At 71.5% G+C, this 17,890-nt stretch carries 16 protein-coding genes and 1 tRNA gene; 13 read left to right on the top strand and 4 right to left on the bottom strand.

Annotated elements, in window-relative coordinates; translation table 11 throughout:
- Positions 1-57 precede the first annotated feature (57 nt).
- From HRU81_11670 to HRU81_11650, 5 genes are read left to right on the top strand one after another with little or no spacing between them, the layout of a single operon-like run.
- Positions 58-609, top strand: coding sequence for a hypothetical protein (locus tag HRU81_11670; protein QOJ32719.1), 552 nt, complete (start codon positions 58-60; stop codon positions 607-609).
- Entirely contained in the window at positions 555-899 is a 345-nt protein-coding gene (locus tag HRU81_11665) for a hypothetical protein (protein ID QOJ32718.1), read from the top strand. Before HRU81_11670 ends, HRU81_11665 begins: the two co-directional genes overlap by 55 nt.
- A 51-nt stretch (positions 900-950) precedes the next feature.
- Positions 951-3,419, top strand: coding sequence for an AsmA family protein (locus HRU81_11660; GenBank protein QOJ32717.1), 2,469 nt, complete (start codon positions 951-953; stop codon positions 3,417-3,419).
- Positions 3,416-4,456, top strand: a complete 1,041-nt coding sequence (gene mutY / locus HRU81_11655) for an A/G-specific adenine glycosylase (protein ID QOJ32716.1) — start codon at positions 3,416-3,418, stop codon at positions 4,454-4,456. Before HRU81_11660 ends, mutY begins: the two co-directional genes overlap by 4 nt.
- Before the next feature lie 21 nt (positions 4,457-4,477).
- Entirely contained in the window at positions 4,478-4,744 is a 267-nt protein-coding gene (locus HRU81_11650) for an oxidative damage protection protein (GenBank protein ID QOJ32715.1), read from the top strand.
- Between the two features lies 1 nt (position 4,745).
- On the opposite strand, the gene HRU81_11645 is transcribed toward HRU81_11650, so the two are convergent.
- Positions 4,746-6,458 (bottom strand): BamA/TamA family outer membrane protein, encoded by a 1,713-nt coding sequence (locus HRU81_11645; GenBank protein ID QOJ32714.1) that lies wholly within the window; start codon positions 6,456-6,458, stop codon positions 4,746-4,748.
- Between the two features lie 191 nt (positions 6,459-6,649).
- Between HRU81_11645 and HRU81_11640 the strand changes: the two genes are divergently transcribed.
- Positions 6,650-6,725, top strand: a tRNA-Phe gene (locus tag HRU81_11640).
- Positions 6,726-6,881: 156 nt separating this feature from the next.
- Here the strand turns inward: HRU81_11640 and HRU81_11635 are convergent.
- Complete coding sequence (locus HRU81_11635) at positions 6,882-8,045, bottom strand: Fic family protein (protein ID QOJ32713.1); 1,164 nt, start codon at positions 8,043-8,045, stop codon at positions 6,882-6,884.
- 357 nt (positions 8,046-8,402) lie between these two features.
- Here HRU81_11635 and HRU81_11630 point away from each other — a divergent pair, with 357 nt between their 5' ends.
- On the top strand, positions 8,403-9,116 hold the full coding sequence (locus HRU81_11630) for a hypothetical protein (protein QOJ32712.1): 714 nt from the start codon (positions 8,403-8,405) through the stop codon (positions 9,114-9,116).
- Positions 9,109-10,407: a hypothetical protein gene (locus tag HRU81_11625; GenBank protein QOJ32711.1), complete on the top strand. Its 1,299-nt coding sequence runs from the start codon at positions 9,109-9,111 to the stop codon at positions 10,405-10,407. Before HRU81_11630 ends, HRU81_11625 begins: the two co-directional genes overlap by 8 nt.
- Here the strand turns inward: HRU81_11625 and HRU81_11620 are convergent.
- A complete protein-coding gene (locus HRU81_11620) occupies positions 10,404-11,018 on the bottom strand; it encodes a hypothetical protein (protein ID QOJ32710.1) in 615 nt (204 codons plus the stop codon). The genes HRU81_11625 and HRU81_11620 overlap by 4 nt on opposite strands.
- A 285-nt stretch (positions 11,019-11,303) precedes the next feature.
- Between HRU81_11620 and HRU81_11615 the strand changes: the two genes are divergently transcribed.
- The 5 genes from HRU81_11615 (at position 11,304) to HRU81_11595 (ending at position 17,144) form a co-directional block, all read left to right on the top strand.
- On the top strand, positions 11,304-12,446 hold the full coding sequence (locus tag HRU81_11615; GenBank protein ID QOJ33385.1) for an MFS transporter: 1,143 nt from the start codon (positions 11,304-11,306) through the stop codon (positions 12,444-12,446).
- Positions 12,447-12,517: 71 nt separating this feature from the next.
- On the top strand, positions 12,518-12,985 hold the full coding sequence (locus tag HRU81_11610; GenBank protein ID QOJ32709.1) for a MarR family transcriptional regulator: 468 nt from the start codon (positions 12,518-12,520) through the stop codon (positions 12,983-12,985).
- Positions 12,986-12,988: 3 nt separating this feature from the next.
- Positions 12,989-14,437: an efflux transporter outer membrane subunit gene (locus tag HRU81_11605; protein QOJ32708.1), complete on the top strand. Its 1,449-nt coding sequence runs from the start codon at positions 12,989-12,991 to the stop codon at positions 14,435-14,437.
- Positions 14,434-15,621 (top strand): efflux RND transporter periplasmic adaptor subunit, encoded by a 1,188-nt coding sequence (locus HRU81_11600; protein ID QOJ32707.1) that lies wholly within the window; start codon positions 14,434-14,436, stop codon positions 15,619-15,621. Before HRU81_11605 ends, HRU81_11600 begins: the two co-directional genes overlap by 4 nt.
- 77 nt (positions 15,622-15,698) lie before the next feature.
- Positions 15,699-17,144, top strand: coding sequence for a DHA2 family efflux MFS transporter permease subunit (locus HRU81_11595; GenBank protein ID QOJ33384.1), 1,446 nt, complete (start codon positions 15,699-15,701; stop codon positions 17,142-17,144).
- 11 nt (positions 17,145-17,155) lie between these two features.
- Here the strand turns inward: HRU81_11595 and HRU81_11590 are convergent, their stop codons facing one another.
- Entirely contained in the window at positions 17,156-17,866 is a 711-nt protein-coding gene (locus HRU81_11590; protein ID QOJ32706.1) for an MOSC domain-containing protein, read from the bottom strand.
- Between the last annotated feature and the right edge of the window lie 24 nt (positions 17,867-17,890).

The following is a 17,890-nucleotide window of genomic DNA, read 5'->3' as shown; positions in this document are numbered from 1 at the left end:
CGATGCGGATGAATGCGCCGGATTGCCGGCTGGCGCCGGTGCCGGCCAGCCGTTCTCATGGCGGCCATGCAGCTGCCCGCAGCAGTGGCTCGCTGGCTCTCCGGCTGGGCGGAACTCGCCAGGCGCGACGCCGTGCCCGGCTATGCCGTTCGTGGCCGCCTCGCGCGGCTCGGCCTCGACATCGCCGCTCTCGGCGCGGCGCTCACCTGCGGCGGCACCGGGTTCGCCGCGCTGGTTGCCCTGGCCACGGGCCTCGGCGGCCTGGTCCTCGCCTGGGAGCTGGATCTCGCCGGCTGGCAGCGCGATGCGCTGCTCTGCCTGCCTGTCGTGCTGGTCGCGCCCTGGGTCGCGGCCGGCCGCCGACGCCGGCTCGAAGCCCTGCTTGCCGCCGGCGCGTTGCTGCCTGCGACGGCCGTCACGGACGGCGCGCGCGCGCCGGGCGACAGTCCCGCGCTCGGGCAGGCGGAGCCGGGGTGGCCGTGGCAGCGAATGCGCAGGCGGGCGACACAGGACAGGGCATCGGCGCCACGGCGGCGCTGGTGGCCGTGGCCTGCGTGGCGCTGCTGGCAACGCTGGCGATCCCGCGGCAACGCGACACGGCGAGCCTGAACCGGCGCACCGAGGTGCAGACTCTGGCCACGGGCCTGCGCAGCGCCGCGCAGCTCGCACAGGCGCTCGGCCGTGCACGACCCGACGCGACCGGCCTCGCCGCCAGTGGCCCCGCGGCGGCGCAGCTTGCCGGCCTCCTGGCGCCGGCGGAGACCGCGTCGTTCATCCTCGATGGCGACGTCTTCCGGCATCGCGATGCCGCCCCGGGCGCGCGCTGCGGCGTGCGCTACACGCCGGCGGCGCATCCCGGCGAGGAGCCGCTGCTGCAGGCGATGACCGACGGCTGCTGACGGCGCGGCGAGCGCCTTGGCCGCGCCCTGGGGGGATGGTGTAATGGCGCGGTGAAACGCCTCATGAAGATCCTCGGCGGCCTGGTCGCCATGCTGCTGGTGCTGGCCGTCGGCATCGCCATCGCCGTCGCCCTGCTGTTCGATCCGAAGGAATTCCAGCCGCTGCTGGCGCAATCGGTGGAGAAGGCCACCGGGCGCAAGCTCACGCTGGCCGGCGACATCGGCCTCGACTTCTTTCCCTGCTGCAGCATCCGCCTCGGCCATGCGGCGCTCGGCAATCCGCCCGGGTTCGCTGCCGGCAACTTCGCCAGCGTGGATAACGCCGAGCTCAGCATCCGCCTCTGGCCCCTGCTCACCGCGGGCCGCGTGGAGATCGGCGTCGTCAGCCTCGATGGCCTGGATGCCAGGCTGCTGGTGCGCAAGGACGGCATGGCCAACTGGGAGTTTGCCCCGCAGGCCGCCGCCACCGGCCCGGCACCGGACGCCACCGCGGCGCCGGCCACCGGGCTGAGCATCGGCGGCATCCGCATCCGCAACGGCCAGCTGGCCTACCGCGACGAGCAGGACGGCTCGGCCTACCGCGCCGCACAGCTGAAGCTGGACACCGGGGCCATCAGCCCGGGCGTGCCCTTCGAGCTGCGCCTCGCCACGCAGTTCAGCGAGGAGGGCGACGGTCTCGGCGGCGAGATCGCGCTGCAGGCGGAGGCACTGCTCGATCCCGCGACCTCGCGGCTCACGCTCAACAAGCCGCTGCTGGATTTCGATCTCGTCGGTGCCTCGCTGCCCGCGAAGTCGCTGAAGGGCAGGCTCGGCGCCGCCACGGCGATGCTCGACACACGGCAGGAAACCCGCCTTGGCCTCACCAGCCTCGAGGGCGAGCTGAGCGCGCCCGGGCTGAAGTCGCCGGCCGGTGATCTCGACGGCAGCTTCACCGCTGCCGAGGCGAGCCTCGCCATCGGCGCCAGCAGCGAGCTGGTGATCCCCGCCCTGAAGGCGGACGTGACGGTGAAGGGCAGCGGCATCCCGGGCGGCGCCTTCACCGGCACGCTGGGGCTGGAGGGACTGGCGCTGGACATCGACAAGCTGGCGGGCGCCGTCGAGGGCTTCAAGGCGGACCTCAACGGCCTCGGTGCACGCCTGGCGCTGGAGGGCAGCGGGCGGCTGACGCCCGGCAGCCAGGGCGGCGCCGAACTTGCCGGCCGCTTCAAACTCGACCCGCTCTCGCCCCGCAGTCTGCTCGCCGTGCTGGGCGAGCCCGAGCCGGCCACTGCCGACCCGAAGGCGCTGACCCGCCTCGCCGGCAGCGGCAGCTGGTCGCTGGGCAAGGATGCCGTGGCGCTGAAGGATCTCGACATCCGTCTCGATGACAGTCAGCTCGCCGGCAGCCTCGGCCTGCAGGACTTCGACAAGCCGATGACGCGCTTCGACCTGCGCGTGGACCAGCTCGACCTCGACCGCTACCTCGCGCCCGCGGCGGAGGCGGGCGCGAAGCCGGCGAAGGGCACTGCCCCGGCCGGTGCTGCGGCCGAGGACATCCCCGTGGAAACCCTGCGCGGGCTGCGCCTCGATGGCCGCCTCGCCATCGGCAAGCTGGTGTTCGCCAGGACGCACCTCGCCGATGTCGGCGTCACGGTGCGCGCCGACGGCGGGCGCCTGCGCCTCGACCCGCTCGCCGCGCAGCTCTATGGCGGCAGCTATCGCGGCAGCGTCGCCATCGACGCCACCGGCCCGAAGGCGCGGGTGGCGCTCGAGCAGCAGATCAGCGCGCTGCAGCTCGGCACGGTGCTGAAGGACCGCTACCAGACCGACAAGCTCAGCGGCGCGCTCAGCGGCCGCATCAGCGCCAGCGGCACCGGCAACCGCAGCGACGACATCCTCGCCACGCTCGGCGGCCAGGTGGCGCTGTCGCTGGCCGATGGCGTCTTCCGGGGCACGGATCTCTGGTACGAGATCCGCAGCGCCCGTGCGCGCCTGCGCGGTGATGCGCCGCCGCCGGCTCCGGCCAGCCCGCAGACGCCGCTCGAGGCGATGGAGATGACCGGCACGCTGGTCGATGGCGTATTGCAGAGCGACCAGCTGCTGGCACAGGTGCCGTTCCTGCGCCTCACCGGCAAGGGCGGGCTGAACCTGGTGACGCGCAGCCTGGACTACGCGCTGCGCGCGCAGGTGTTCGAGACCCCGACCTTCGCTGACGGCAGCAGCATCAAGGACCTCAAGGGCCTGACCATCCCGCTGACCGTGAAGGGACCGTTCGATCAGCCCAAGGTCGCGGTGGACGTCAAGGACATGGTCACCGGCGTGGCGGCGCAGAAGCTCAGGAACCGCCTGCTCAAGCGCCTCGGCGGCGAGGATGAACCCGCCGCGGCCACGCCGCCCGCCGAGCCGGCCGCCCCGGGCAGCGAGCCGGCCCCGGCCGCCACGCCACCGAAGCAGGAGGAGAAGCCGCGCGACCTGCTCAAGCGCGGCCTGCGCGACCTGCTCAAACAATCCCAGCCGGCGCCCGAGCCCGCGCAGCCGTGACGGGCATCGCCCCGGCGCTGCTCGCCTGGTGGGATACCCACGGGCGCAAGGACCTGCCCTGGCAGCGCAACCCCACGCCCTATCGCGTGTGGGTGTCGGAGATCATGCTGCAGCAGACGCAGGTGGCGACCGTCGAGCGCTACTACGAGCGCTTCATGGCGGCCTTTCCCGAGCCGCGCGCGCTCGCCGATGCCAGCGAGGACGCGGTGCTGCACGCCTGGTCGGGCCTGGGCTACTACGGCCGCGCCCGCCAGCTGCAACTCGCCGCGCGCCGGGTGCGTGACGAACACGGCGGCGAGCTGCCCATGGAACTCGAGGCCCTGCTGGTCCTGCCGGGCATCGGCCGCTCCACCGCCGGCGCCATCCTCGCGCTCGCCGGCGGCCAGCGCCAGCCGATCCTCGACGGCAACGTGAAGCGCGTGCTCACGCGCCTGCATCGCATCGGGGAGCCACCGGTGACGCGCGCGGTGCTCGCCCGTCTCTGGGACATCGCCGAACGCGAGACACCCGCCGACCGGCCGGGCGCCTATGCGCAGGCGATCATGGATCTCGGCGCCACGCTCTGCACCCGGCGCCGGCCCGCCTGCGACCGCTGCCCGCTCGCCAGCCGCTGCATCGCCCGGCGCGACGGCGTCGCCGAAAGCCTGCCCGCCGCGAAGCCGCGGCGCGCCCGCCCGCAGCGCGCCAGCGTCGTCATGCTGGTGCGCCTCGGCGGCGCGCGGGTGCTGCTGGAGAAGCGTCCCGCCGCCGGCCTCTGGGGCGGGCTCTGGGGACTGCCCGAGGTCGGCGCGCTCGCCGAGGTCAGCGCCTGGTGCGAGCGCGAGATCGGCCGCGCCCCGGTGCGCCTCGCCGTGCGCCCGGTGCTCCGCCACGGCTTCACGCACTTCGACCTCGACATGACCCCCGTCGAGGTGGAGGTCCCCGAGCCCGGCCGCGTTTTGGATGGCGGCCGCTGGCTCTGGTATAACCTGCATGACCCGGCCCGCGTCGGTCTCGCCGCGCCGGTGACGAAACTGCTGAACTCCCTCCTTCCGTAGCGGCCCGCGCCGCGTGGTGCCATGTCCAGAACAGTCCATTGCGTCCTGCTCAAGACGGAGGCCGACGGCCTCGACCGCCCGCCCTACCCGGGCGAACTCGGCAAGCGCATCTTCGACAACGTCTCGAAGCAGGCCTGGCAGCGCTGGCTCGGCCACCAGACCATGCTGATCAACGAGTACCGCCTGACGCCGATCGACCCCAAGGCGCGCAAGTTCCTCGAGGAAGAGATGCAGAAGTTCTTCTTCGGCGAGGGCTCGGAGCGGCCGCCGGAGTTTCGCGCCGGCTGACCTAGAAGGATTTCTCGGCCTGCAGCAGCAGCTGCACCTTCGAGACATCGCCCGGCGGGGCGACGGGGAAGGCCAGGTCGACGTGCAGCACGCTGCCTATCCCCGAGCGCGCGTTGCCGATACGCAAGCCGAAGCCGACGTCGCCGAGCCAGCCCGTGGGCGGCGGAGTGGCGGCATCCGCCGCCGCGGGGTCATCCCCGCCCCAGGCCTGGCCGGCATCGGCGAACACCGCGGCGCCGACACGGAACAGGCGGAAGGGATACCAGTCCGTGTAGTAGCGTTCCTCGACGGTCAGCAGCACACGGTTCTCGCCGGTCTCGTAGCGCAGCGGATAGCCGCGCAGGCCGTTGTCGCCGCCGAGCTGCAGCGGGTGGTCCTCGCTGAGGCCATCGCCATGGGCGCCCGCGAAGTAGGCCATGAAGGTGTTGTGCTCGTCGAAGCGGTGGTAGAAGCGGGAGTCCGCCTGCAGCACCGCATCCACCAGGCCGCCTGATTCCAGGCGGCCCTCCCAGCCCGAGCTCAGGTGCAGGTCGTTGCCCTGGCCGAAAGGCAGGCCCATGGAGCCCAGCAGCGAGAAGATGCCGGCGGAGCGGTCCGCGCCGAAGGCGGGCGCCGACCAGCCGAGCGACGCGCGCAGGCGCCGGCCGAGGAACACGTCCTCGGTGCGGCCGATCTGGTCGCGGTTGCGCGAAGTCTCGAAGTGGTCCTCGATCAGCTCGACGCCCACCCACGGATAGGACAGGGTGTAGTCCTGCGGCAGCTCGCGGGTGGGCGTGTCGCCGTCCGTCACCGCCTGGTAGCGGGCGCTCGCATAGCGGTAGCCCGCGAGCCAGCGGCGCGCCCAGCCATCCACCAGGCCCCTGGAGGTGCCGCCCTGCACCGAGTAGTCGCGGTAGCTGCTGCCGAACTCGCTCACCTTCTCGCCCGATTCGTACACCGGCGTCACTTCGTCGATGGCGTTGGCGGCGACGCCTGCGCTCCAGCGGCTGTCGAGGGCGAAGAACGGCCGTTCCAGCACGAACGAGCCGAGGCGGCCGTCGCTGGTGTCGGTGTAGTGCGCCTGCGTGGCCCAGCGCGAGTGGAACAGCTGCGGATCGATGAACTGCACGCCCAGGCCCGAGCGGTCGACGTTGCTCTTGTACTCCACCGCGAGCTGCTGGCCGAGGCCGAGGAAATTCGAGTCCGCCAGGCGCAGCCGCGAGCGGTTGGTGCCGCCCGAGCGCCCGACGCCGATGCCGGGTTCCAGCGTCCAGACATCGTGCACCTTCACGTCCAGGTCCACGGTATTGGTGTCCGGGTCGTAGTGGCGGGCCAGCACGTCCGCGTCGGAGAAATATTCCTGCTCGCGCAGCAGTCGCGCGGTCTCCGCGGCGCGCTCCGCCGAGAACAGGTCGCCCGGTTGCAGGAGCAGCTGGTCCTGCACCGTGGAGGGGCGGGTGCTGTAGTGCAGGTCGTTGGCGAGCCGGTAGAGCATGCGGTCCTCGCGCGGGTCGCTGGTGTCGAAGATGTCCCCGACCTCGATGTCGATCCGCCCGATGGTCGCGCCGCGCCGTTCCAGTTCCTCGGGGCTCGGCATGTCCTGCCCCCGCGTGACCGGCTCCGCGTCGGTGTCCGCTTCATCGCCAGCCCAGGCCGCCGGCCCGGCCAGCGCCGCCAGCACCAGCCACCAGGTGACCAGCCACTGCCGCCGCCATGATCGGGGAATTGCGTCCATCCGGCCCGTAGGACGGCCGCACGGCCCCCGCCCAACCGCCGGCACTGGCCGGCCAGGGTGCGCCCGCGGCCGCCGGATGCGCCGCTTGCCTTGACGCGGGTTGGCGGGGGCGGCTTAAATACCGCTCCCCGCGAGGCCTCGCCCGCGGGCGCCCTCCAAGGCCGCGGCCCCCGCGCGGCGCCTCCCCGGATGGCCAGGTAGCTCAGTTGGTAGAGCAGCGGACTGAAAATCCGCGTGTCGATGGTTCGATTCCGTCCCTGGCCACCATCAATCGATGGTCCATTCCGAGCACATCGGTAACGGATTATTCCGGGCACATGGGAAACACTCTAGCGCCGAAGGGATTCCCGGCGCTGGTGATGCGCTCGGTCTCCTGGTCGGCGACCTGCTTGATGCCGACGTTCTGCCCGGCGAAGACGGTGCTCAGGTTGATCTTGCGGCTGCCCAGGCAGATGCGGCCACCTCTGCGGGAGGCCCGTTCAACTCGTAGCTGGTGCTGCGACCGCCGGCGGCGGATTTGCGCAATGCGCCGTGGGCCAGCAGCTCGTTGATGTCACGCAGGGCGGTATCGGGCGAGCACTTGGTGATAGCCGCCCACTTGCTGGTGGTGAGCTTGCCTTCGAAGCCATCGAGCAGGCGGTTTAGCAGCTTCACCTGGCGCTCGTTCATCGGCGTTCCCGCGAAACGCTGCCAGAAGCGCGCCTTGGCCAGCACGGCGTCGAGGGTGTGCTGGGCCTGATCGACCGCACGGTGCAAGGCGTCGAGAAACCAGGCGAGCCACTCGGTGACATCGAGAGCTCCCTTCTGGGTGCGCTCCAGGATGTCGTAGTACGCCTTGCGCTCCCGCTGGATCTGCGCCGACAGGCTGTAGAAGCGCTGCGGGCTGCCGTCGGCGCGCGCCAATAGCAGGTCGCCGATGGCGCGGGCGATACGGCCGTTGCCGTCGTCGAAGGGGTGCAAGGTGACGAACCACAGGTGGCCAAGGCCAGCCTTGAGCAGCGGCGGTTCGTTTGATGCGCTATTGAGCCAGTTCAGGAATCGGCTGGTTTCAGACTCCAGACGATCTGCAGGCGGCGCCTGGAAATGCACGCGCTGGCGACCGATGGGGCCAGACACCACCTGCATCGGGCCGTTGGCATCGTCGCGCCAGCCGCCGACCTCGATCCTGGCAAGGCCCGAGTAGCCAGTGGGAAACAGCGCGGCATGCCAGCCGAACAGCCGCTCCCGCGACACCGGCGCATGGCAGTTGGCGGTGGCATCCAGCACCATCTCGACCACACCTTCGACGTGCCGATCCACTGGAGCCAGCGCGCCGATGTCTACGCCAAGCCTGCGGGCGATGGATGAACGCACCGATTCGACGTTGAGCCGCTCGCCCTCGATCTCGCTGGTCTTGACCACGTCTTCAGTAAGCGCGGCCAGGCTGGCCTGATCGCGCAGCGCCATGCCCACGTCGGCCAGGCGGCCCATCAGGAGCCCTTGGGCACGGCTCACCTCGGCCATGGGCTCGGCGAGTACCGCCAAGTCGAAGCGCCAGTTCGGCCAGTCACCGGCCTGCCAGATGTATTTGTAATCACCGCTATTCATGCGGAGATTATGGGCCGCATTCTCCGCGCACGCAAGCCATTCGCCGCATTTGTTGCGGTTAATGTGACTACTATTCGCCGCATGGCGGATCACCTTGCCCCAGGAATGGGTGCAAATGGGTGTGTCATTGGTTGCGGAGACGGACTCGGGTTCGATTCCCGTTTCGGGACTTGAACTGGCTCCGGAGAGCAGACGAGGTTGAGCGGCCTTTCCGGCGACCAATCAAGGCAAAAACTTGCCCGATCGCCCGCCGCCGAAGGGCGTATCGGCAGGCTTTTCGATTGAGTACGCAATGGTTCGCAGGTAACTCGGCGCTGCGGCCTGACCTGGCGGGAGTTCGCGGAGCTCTCGCGCACGGTGTTCGTCGAGGTGGCGACGCGCGAGTACGGCATCCGCGGGCGGCCGACGAACGTGTCGCGGGTGGCGATCCTCACCGGTATCGGCCGGCGCGAGGTGGGGTTGATCCGCCAGGCGCTGGCGGCGAGCGAGCCGCCGCTGCCGAACCAGACGGCGGATGCCACGCGGCTGCTGTCGGGCTGGCACCAGGATGCGGATGTCCTCGGGCCGGATGGTCTGCCGCTGGAGCTGGCGGCCGAGGGTCCCGGCCCGAGCTTCGAGAGCCTGGCGCGACGCTACTCGCCGGATGTGGCCCCGGGCACGATGCTGAAGGAACTGCAGCGGGTCGGTGCAGTGGGCCCGCTGGTGAATGCGCGGGTGCGCGTTCTGCGCCGCTTCTACCAGCCCGTGCCCCTGGATCCGCAGTGGATCCTCAACGCCGGCAGTGTGTTCGCCGATCTCGGCGTGAACATCAATCACAACCTCGCGGCTGGCGAAGGCCGGCCGAGCCGCTTCCTGGGCCGGGCGACGGAGACCCGCGTGGATGCGGATTCGGTGGCGGCGTTCCAGGCCTTCCTCGAGACCGAGGGGCAACAGTTCCTGGAGCGGGTCGATGCCTGGCTGGCGCGGCATCGCCTCGGGGAGCAGGGGTTGCAGGAGAAGACGGCGGTCCGGCTGGGTGTCGGGCTGTTCATGATCAAGGGCGATCCAGACAAGGAGTCGGGCCATGAGTAAACCAATCGGACAGGTACTGGTGGCGATGGCCGTGGCATTCGGCATCGCCGGTTGCGGCGGCGGTGGCGGTGGCGGCGGCCAGCCCTCGTTCACCGGCATCGACCGGTTGGGGGTCTCCTCGGGCACCATCACCGGTTTCGGCAGCATCTTCGTCAACGGCGTGGAGTGGCGCACCACGGGCGCCGGCATCGAGGTCGACGGCCAGCCGGGAACCGAGGCGGACCTGCAACTCGGCCAGGTGGTGGTGGTGCGGGGCAAGCTCGATGCGGGCGGCAAGTCGGGACGCGCCGACAGCGTGGCCGCGGAGGGCGAGGTCGAGGGGCCGGTGGCAGCCATCGACACCGCGGCCGGCACCCTTGTCGTGCTCGGCCAGACGGTGCGCGTCGTGACTGCCACCGTGTTCGCCGCCGATATCGCCGGTGGCCTGGCCGGCCTCGTGGAGGGTGATGGGGTGGAGGTCAGCGGTTATCGCGATTCCACCGGCGTGATCCGCGCCACCCGCATCGAGCGGCAGGAGCCCGGTGACGAGGCCGGCGTCAAGGGCCGGATTAGCGGCCTCGATCCCGGCAACCAGCGATTCATGATCGGCAGCCTGGTCGTCGACTATGCGGCCGCCACGCTCGAGGACTTCGGCGGCGCCTCGCCCGCCGACGGCAACCTTGTCGAGGTGGAAGGCAGCTACGCCGGCGGCGTCCTCACCGCGACCACGGTCGAGCTCGAGAAGGACCTCGCCGGCAGCGCGAGCAGCGACACGGAGATCGAGATCGAGGGCTATGTCACCCGGACCTTCTCGGCGAGCGAGTTCGAGGTGGCGGGCGTGCGGGTCATGACCAACGCCGGCACGGAGTTCGAGGGCGGCACGGCGGCGGACGTGGTCGTCGATGCCAAGCTGGAGGTGGAGGGCCGCTTCAACAGCGCCGGCGTGCTGGTGCGCACCGACTCCGCCACCATCTGGAAGGATGACAGTGCCGCGGGCGAGCTGGCCTTTGGCCTGGCGGACCTGGCTGTCGGCGATTACGTCGAGGTCTGCGGCGGCGAGGACCCCTCGCCACAGGCCAACGACATGCTGGCGGTGTGCGTGCAGCGCGAGGACCTGGACGACGAGGCGGTGTTGCGTGGCCCGATCCAGTCCATCGCCCAGCCCGACCTCACGGTGCTCGGCGTCACCATCAGCACCGATACCGCGGCGTTCCGCGATGCCAGCGACAACCCGATGAGCGCAGCGGCGTTCTTCGCAGCCGTGTCGGCCGGCGATGTCATCGAGGCGAGCACGGATGCGCCGGCTGCCTAGCCCCGCCGCTCCACCCTGATCACCGCCGCATCATCCGCATGCTCGAGCAGCAGCCGCCGCACGCGCTCCTGCCACGCGGCGCCGAATTGCTGCCGGTCGGCGGGCGTGGCGTCGGGCGCCATGGCGCGCGGCATCAGCTGGCGCATCTGCGGGTCGGGCGGCACGCTGGAGAGGTCGAGCGACAGATAGACGGTGTCGCCGTTGTCGTTGCGGCGGAAGCTGGCGATGCTGTGCGGGTCCTCACCGTCGTAGCGCAGCAGCCCCTGGCGGATGAAGCGGCCGCCGATGCCGTGGAAGCCGTTGTCGGCGGCGGCACCGGTGAGCAGCGTGAAGACCTGGGCGATGACGCCGGTGGTGCCTTCGTCTTCGGCGCCGTTCATGGTCACCGAGACGGCGCCGCGCACGGCGGGCGCGTCGCCGAAGAGCGCGCGCAGGCCGGCGCGCGCCATGAGGTAGGCGCTGGCCACGGTGGGGCAGGAGTGGCCGGCGAGGCGCACGGCGTCGGCATAGCCGTACTCGAGCAGGCCGCCGTCGCTGGCGCCGAGGAATTCGGCCAGTGGATCGCGCAGCCGGATGCGCGGGGCTTCGGCAAAGAATGCAGGCAGGGACATCGCCTCGATCCTCCCGGTTGAACCGTGCGTCGTATCAGGGGCGATGCTACGCCCCGGCCCGCGCGATGCCCTGATACATGTCAGCGCGGCACCGCCCTGCGGCTGCCTGCCGCGCCCCGGCGTGCGGCGTGGAATGCCCTGAAGCGCTTTGCTAGGCTGTGCGCCCCGCAGACTCGGCAAGATTCCCCGGTGAGCACTCCCTCCAACCATCCCGGCGACGCCAGTGCCGGGGGCACGGCGTTCTCCATTCTCGCGGCGATCAGCGTCTGCCACCTGCTCAACGACATGATGCAGTCGCTGCTGCTGGCCATCTATCCGCTGCTGAAGACGAACTACGGCCTGGATTTCGGCCAGATCGGGCTGTTCACCTTCACGTCGCAGGTGACCGCCTCGGTGTTGCAGCCGCTGGTGGGGCTGTACATCGACCGCAGCCCGCGCCCGTACTCGCTGGCCATGGGCATGGGCTCGACGCTCGCCGGGCTGGTGCTGCTGGCCTATGCGCCGAACTTCACCTCGCTGCTGGTGGCGGCGGCGCTCGTCGGTGTCGGCTCCTCGGTGTTCCACCCGGAGTCCTCGCGGGTGGCGCGCATGGCGGCGGGTCATCGCCACGGGCTGGCGCAGTCGGTGTTCCAGGTGGGCGGCAATGCCGGCTCGGCGATCGGCCCGCTGCTGGCGGCGTTCATCGTGCTCGGCTACGGCCAGGAGAGCATTGCCTGGTTCTCGCTCGCGGCGCTGCTCGGCATCTTCCTGCTGGTGCGGGTCGGGCACTGGTACCGGGACCACGGCCTGGAGCGCATGCGGGCGAGCGCGGCGCATGCGGCCTCGCGCCCGCCGCTGCCGCGCCGGCAGCTGGTGCTGGCCATGGCGGTGCTGATCGCGCTGATTTTTTCCAAGTTCTTCTACATGGCGAGCATGACCAGCTACTACACCTTCTACCTGATCAGCGAGTTCCAGGTGTCGGTGCGGGGCGCGCAGCTCTACCTGTTCCTGTTCCTCGCCGCGGTGGCCACCGGCACCATCGCCGGCGGCTGGATCGGCGACCGCATCGGCCGCAAGGCGGTGATCTGGATGTCGATCGTCGGCGTGCTGCCGTTCACGCTGCTGCTGCCCTACGCCAACCTGTTCTGGACGGCGCTGCTGAGCGTGCCGATCGGCTTCATCCTCGCCTCGGCCTTCCCGGCGATCGTCGTCTATGCGCAGGAGCTCATGCCCTCGCGGGTGGGCGCAGTGGCGGGCCTGTTCTTCGGTTTCGCCTTCGGCCTGGGCGGCATCGGCGCGGCGGTGCTGGGTGAGCTGGCGGATGCGACCAGCATCGGCTTCGTCTACCACCTCTGCTCGTTCCTGCCGGTCATCGGGCTGCTGGCCGGGTTCCTGCCGCGGATGGAGGGTGGCCGCAGCCGCGGGCGGGCGCTGGAGGCGGCCGCATAGGGCGCCATGCCCTTGATTTCTTTCGGTCGTCAATTTATCTTCCCGGGCAGTAATTGCCCAGGCAGCGATCCGTGCCCGCGTTCTACCAGGCCGATTCACTCACCCCCGCCAACGCCATCGGCTACCTGCTGCGCCGCGCGTACAAGCTGAGCATGGCCCGCGCCGAGGCGGCCTTCGCGGCGAGCGAGGTCACCTTCACGCAGTGGATCGTGCTGGCCCTGGTCCACAGCGGCACCGCGACCACCGGCGCGGACCTCTCGCGCAACATCGGCCACAGCAGCGGAGCGATGACCCGGCTGATCGACCAGCTCGAGCAGCGCGGCCTGCTCGGCCGCCTGCGCGATGGCAGCGACCGGCGCGTCACGCGGCTGGCGATCACCGCGGCCGGCCGCAGGACCGTCACCGACCTGGCCGAGCGCGTCGCCGGCCTGTGGAACGAGGTGCTCGAGGACTTCGACCGCGAGGAAATCCTGCGGCTGATCACCACGCTCAACCGGCTCGTCGCCCGCCTCGAGGCGGAAGCGGGCGAGGGCGGCTAGGCCATGCCGCGGTCCTGCATCACCCTGACCCACCTGATCCGCCTGGCCCTGCCGGCAGTGCTGCTCGCCGCCTGCACCGTGCCGCGAGAGCCGCTGGCCGTCACCGAGGTCACCGTGCCGTCGCTGGGGCTGGGCGCGGAGCCGGCGCCGGCGATCGCGGACGGCTGGTGGCAGGCGCTGGGTGACCCGCAGCTCGATCGCCTGATGACGGATGCGCTTGCCGGCAACCCGACGCTGGCGGCGGCGATGGCGCGCCTGCGCGAGGCCGGCAGCTTCCTCGCCAGTGCCGAGGCGGACAGGCGCCCGCAGCTGACGGGCGAGGCGAGCGTGCAGGCCCAGCGCCTGAGCGATGCCTACATCATCCCGCCACCCTACGGCGGCAGCGTGCGTGGCATCGGCCAGGCGCAGCTCAACCTCAGCTGGGACCTCGACTTCTGGGGACGGCAGGCGGCCGCGGTCAGCCAGGCGCACGCCACGGCGGCTGCGGCGGCGCTGGATGTCGATGCCGCCCGGCTGGCGCTGGCCGGCTCGGTGGCGCAGACCTATGTCGAGCTGGCCCGCGCCGAGCAGCGCCTGGCCACCGCAAAGGCGGAGCTCGAACAGCGCGAGCAGGCGCTGGCGCTGGTGCGCCTGCGGGTGCGGGGCCAGCTCGATGGGGAGCGCGAGGCCCGCGGCGCGGAGATCCTCCAGGCGCAGGCGCGGCAGGCGCTGGCGCTGGCCACGGCGCAGCGCGAGGCGCTGGTGCATGCCTGCGCGCTGCTCGCCGGCCGCGGCGGGGACTACTACGCGACGCTGCAGCCGACGCGCCTGGCGCCGGGCAGCAGCCTGCCGCTGCCGGCGACGCTGCCCGCCGACCTGCTGGCGCGGCGGCCGGACATCGTCGCGGCGCAGGCGCGCATCGACTCGGCGATGGCCGGGCGCGAGATGGCGCGCACCGCTTTCTATCCCGACATCGACCTGATGGGGCTGGCCGGGCTGCAGGCGATCGGCCTCGACCGCTTCATCAGCAGCGATGCGGCCACCTACGGTGTCGGCGCGGCGGTGCACCTGCCGATCTTCGACGGCGGCCAGCTGCGCGCCGCCTACGCCGGCGCCAGCGCCCGGGCGGATGCCGCCATCGCCGACTACAACCAGGCTGTGCTCGGCGCCGTGCGCGAGACCGCCGACGCGCTGAGCCGCGTGGACAGCGCGGCCGCCAGCCTCGAGGCGCAGCGCCAGGCCACGGCCGCCAGCGCCGGCATCCGCCGCATCGAGGACGCGCGCCTCGCCGCCGGTCTCGGCTCGCGCCTCGAGCTGATCGCAGCCGAGCTGCAGCTGCTCGCCGCGCAACAGGCGAGCGCCGACCTCGAGGCCGACCAGGCCATCGCCCGCATCCGTCTGCTGCTGGCCGTCGGCGGCGGCTTCGATCCCACCCACGCCACGCCCGTCACCGACACCAGGCCTTCCCCATGACCGACAACGCCAACGACTCCCCCCGTGAAACGCAGCCGGCCGGCAAGCCGGCCGCGACAGGCCTGGCCGCGGCACGCCGCCGCTGGATGGGGCTGCTCGCTGGCGCCGTCATCCTCTCGCTGCTGGGCTACGGTGCCTGGCTGGCACTCAGCGGTCCGCACGAGACCACCGACGATGCCTATGTCGCCGGCGACCAGGTGATGATCACCGCGCGCGACCCCGGCACGGTGATGGCCCTGCATGCCGACGACACCGAGCGCGTGCGCGCCGGCCAGCCGCTGGTGGACCTCGATCCCGCCACCGCGGATGTGGAGCTCGCCGCAGCAGCCGCCCAGCTCGGCCAGGCAGTTCGCACGGTGCGCGCCAGCTATTCGCAGGTGGCTGCCGCGGAGGCCGCGGTGGCCGAGGCGCGCACGGCGCTGGCGCGGGCCCGCGCGGATCTCGCGCGCCGCCAGCCGGTGGCCGCGGCCGGCGCGATTTCCGGCGAGGAACTCGCGCACGCCGGGGAGGCCGTCAGCGCGGCCAGCGCCGCGCTCGACCAGGCCGAAGGCCGTCTCGCCCAGGCGCGGGCCCAGGTGCAGGGGGCGGAGCTTCGCAGCAACCCGGCGGTGCTGGCGGCGATAGCCGCTTACCGTCGCGCCGCCATCCGCCGCGGGCACATGCATATCGTCGCACCGGTCGACGGCACCGTGGCCCGGCGCAGCGTGCAGATCGGCCAGCAGGTCGCCGCCGGCACGCCGCTGATGGTGGTGGTGCCGCTGGACCGACTGTGGGTGGATGCGAACTTCCGCGAGACCCAGCTCGCCGACCTGCGGGTCGGCCAGCCGGTGCGCATCAGCACCGACATCTACGGCGATGATGTCGGCTTCCGGGGCACGGTGCTCGGCCTGGGCGCGGGCAGCGGCAACGCCTTCGCGTTGCTGCCGCCGCAGAACGCCACCGGCAACTGGATCAAGATCGTGCAGCGTGTGCCGGTGCGCATCGGGCTCGATGCGCGCGAGCTCGAGGCGCACCCGCTGCGCATCGGCCTGTCGGTCACCGTCGACGTCGACACCGCTGAACGCTCCGGCTCGCCGCTCGGCCGCGAGGCGCGCAGCCCCTATGCGGCGCTGCCCGACTCCGCGCCGGAGGTGGAGGCGCAGATCGAGGGCATCATCAGCGCCAACGCCGGCGGGCATCCGTGACGCAGTCCGCCGCGCAGGCGCCGCTGCGCGGTGGCGCCCTGGCGCTGGCCGCCTTCGGGCTGGCGCTCGGCACCTTCATGCAGGTGCTCGATTCCACCATCGCCAACGTCTCGCTGCCGACCATCGCCGGCAACCTTGGCGTCAGTGCCACCCAGGGCACCTGGATCGTCACCTCCTTCGCGGTGGCCAACGGCGTGGCGGTGCCGCTGACCGGCTGGCTGATGGGCCGCTTCGGCGTGGTGCGGGTGTTCGTCGCCTCGGTGACGCTGTTCACCCTGAGCTCGCTGCTCTGCGGGCTCGCCTGGGACCTCGGCTCGCTCATCGCTTTCCGCGTGCTGCAGGGCGCGGTGTCCGGGCCGATGATCCCCGGCAGCCAGACGCTGCTGATCGCCATCTTCCCGCCCAACCGCCGTTCCACCGCGCTCGGCGTCTGGTCGATGACCACGCTGATCGGCCCGGTGGCCGGGCCGATCCTCGGCGGCTACATCTGCGACAACTACCACTGGAGCTGGATCTTCCTCATCAACGTGCCCGTCGGCCTGTTCTGCGCCCTGGTGTGCTGGCGCGGCCTGAAGGCGCGCGAGACACCGACCCGCCGGCTGCCGATCGACACCGTGGGCGTGGCGCTGCTGGTGATGTGGGTGGGCGCGCTGCAGGTGGTGCTCGACAAGGGCAAGGATGCCGACTGGTTCCACTCCACGTTCATCACCGTGCTGGCGCTCGCCGCCCTGGTGCTGTTCCTGGTGTGGCTGGTCTGGGAGCTGACCGACGAGCACCCGGCGGTGGACCTGCGGCTGTTCCGCAACCGCAACCTGCTGTTCGGCACCATCGCCTTTTGCTTCGGCTACGCGGTGTTCTTCGCCAACCTGCTGCTGATGCCGCTGTGGATGCAGACCCAGCTCGGCTATACCGCCACCTGGGCCGGCCTGGTGGCCGCGCCGGCCGGGGTGGTGGCCTTCCTGCTGACGCCGCTGGTGGCGCGGGCCGGCAACCGGGTCGATACGCGGATCATGGCCAGCATCGCCTTCGTCGCCTTCGCCGTCTCGTACTTCATGCGCGCGGACTTCACCGCCCACGACGACCTGCTGACCTACACCCTGCCGCTGCCGGTGCAGGGCATCGCCATGAGCTGCTTCTTCGTCTCGCTGCTCACCATCCAGCTCGACGGCCTCAGGCCCGAGCAGATCCCGATGGCGACCGGCATCTCCAACTTCGCGCGCATCACCGCCGGCAGCTTCGCCGCCTCGCTGATCACCACGCTCTGGGACCGGCGCGAAGCGATGCACCAGAGCCGGCTTGCCGACCACGTGACCGCGCTGTCGCCTGGTTACCAGTCGGCGGTCGAGGCGCTGCAGGGTTTCGGTGCCAGCGCCGAACAGGCCGCTGCCCTCGTCGCCCACGAGATGACGCGCCAGGCCTACCAGCTCGCCGCCAACGAACTGTTCTGGCTATCCGGCTGGATCGTGCTCGCCATGACCGCGTTGGTGTGGCTGACGCGGCGGCCCAGGACCGACCACGGCTGAGGCAGGCCGCCTCAGCGGCCGTCGAGCCGTGGCCGCCAGTCCTCCACGCCCGCGCCGCCCAGCCGGCCCTCGAACAGCCGCCGCCAGCTCGGCGTGAGCGGCAGGCCGAGCACGCCCGCGAGGTGCTCCGGCCGTGTCTCGCGGTCACGGATCAGCGCCAGCAGGCGCGCGACGCTGTAGTCCGGATGCGGGCGCTCGACCAGCGTGCAGGCATCCCCGGCCTGCAGCAGGCCGGGCTCGAGCACGCGCAGGTACCAGCCCGCGCGCAGGCTGTCCTGCACCCGCTGCGGCATGTCGGCGACGCCGAAGCGCAGCTTGAGCTTGTAGCAGGGCTGGCGGCCCTGCGTGACCGTGAACAGCACGCTGCCGATGCGCCAGAGGTCGCCGATGCACACGCCGTGCTCGTCGATCCCGTCCAGGCTCAGGTTCTCGCCGAAGGCGCCCGGCGCCTGCCACAGCGGCTGGTCGGGCAGCACGCTGCGCCAGTACTCGTAGTTCGACCAGGCATAGCAGTGCACCGCCTTGTACTCGCCGCCGTGCGCCTTCAGGTCCGCCTGCTCGTCGCCCGCCAGCCCCAGGTGGCCGACGCTCCATGGCCCCGCCACCGGCTGCTTCGCGATGCCGCTCCGCGTGCCGCGCAGCACGCCGCCCAGCCGCCGCACCGGCCCGGCCAGCACGCAGCGCACCCGCGGCGGACCGGATGTGTGCAACGGATCGCCCATCGCGGCTTATTCTAGAGGGGGAAT

The organism is Gammaproteobacteria bacterium (assembly GCA_015709695.1).
Lineage (GTDB): Bacteria > Pseudomonadota > Gammaproteobacteria > Steroidobacterales.
This window is presented reverse-complemented; position numbering and strand designations above follow the sequence as displayed.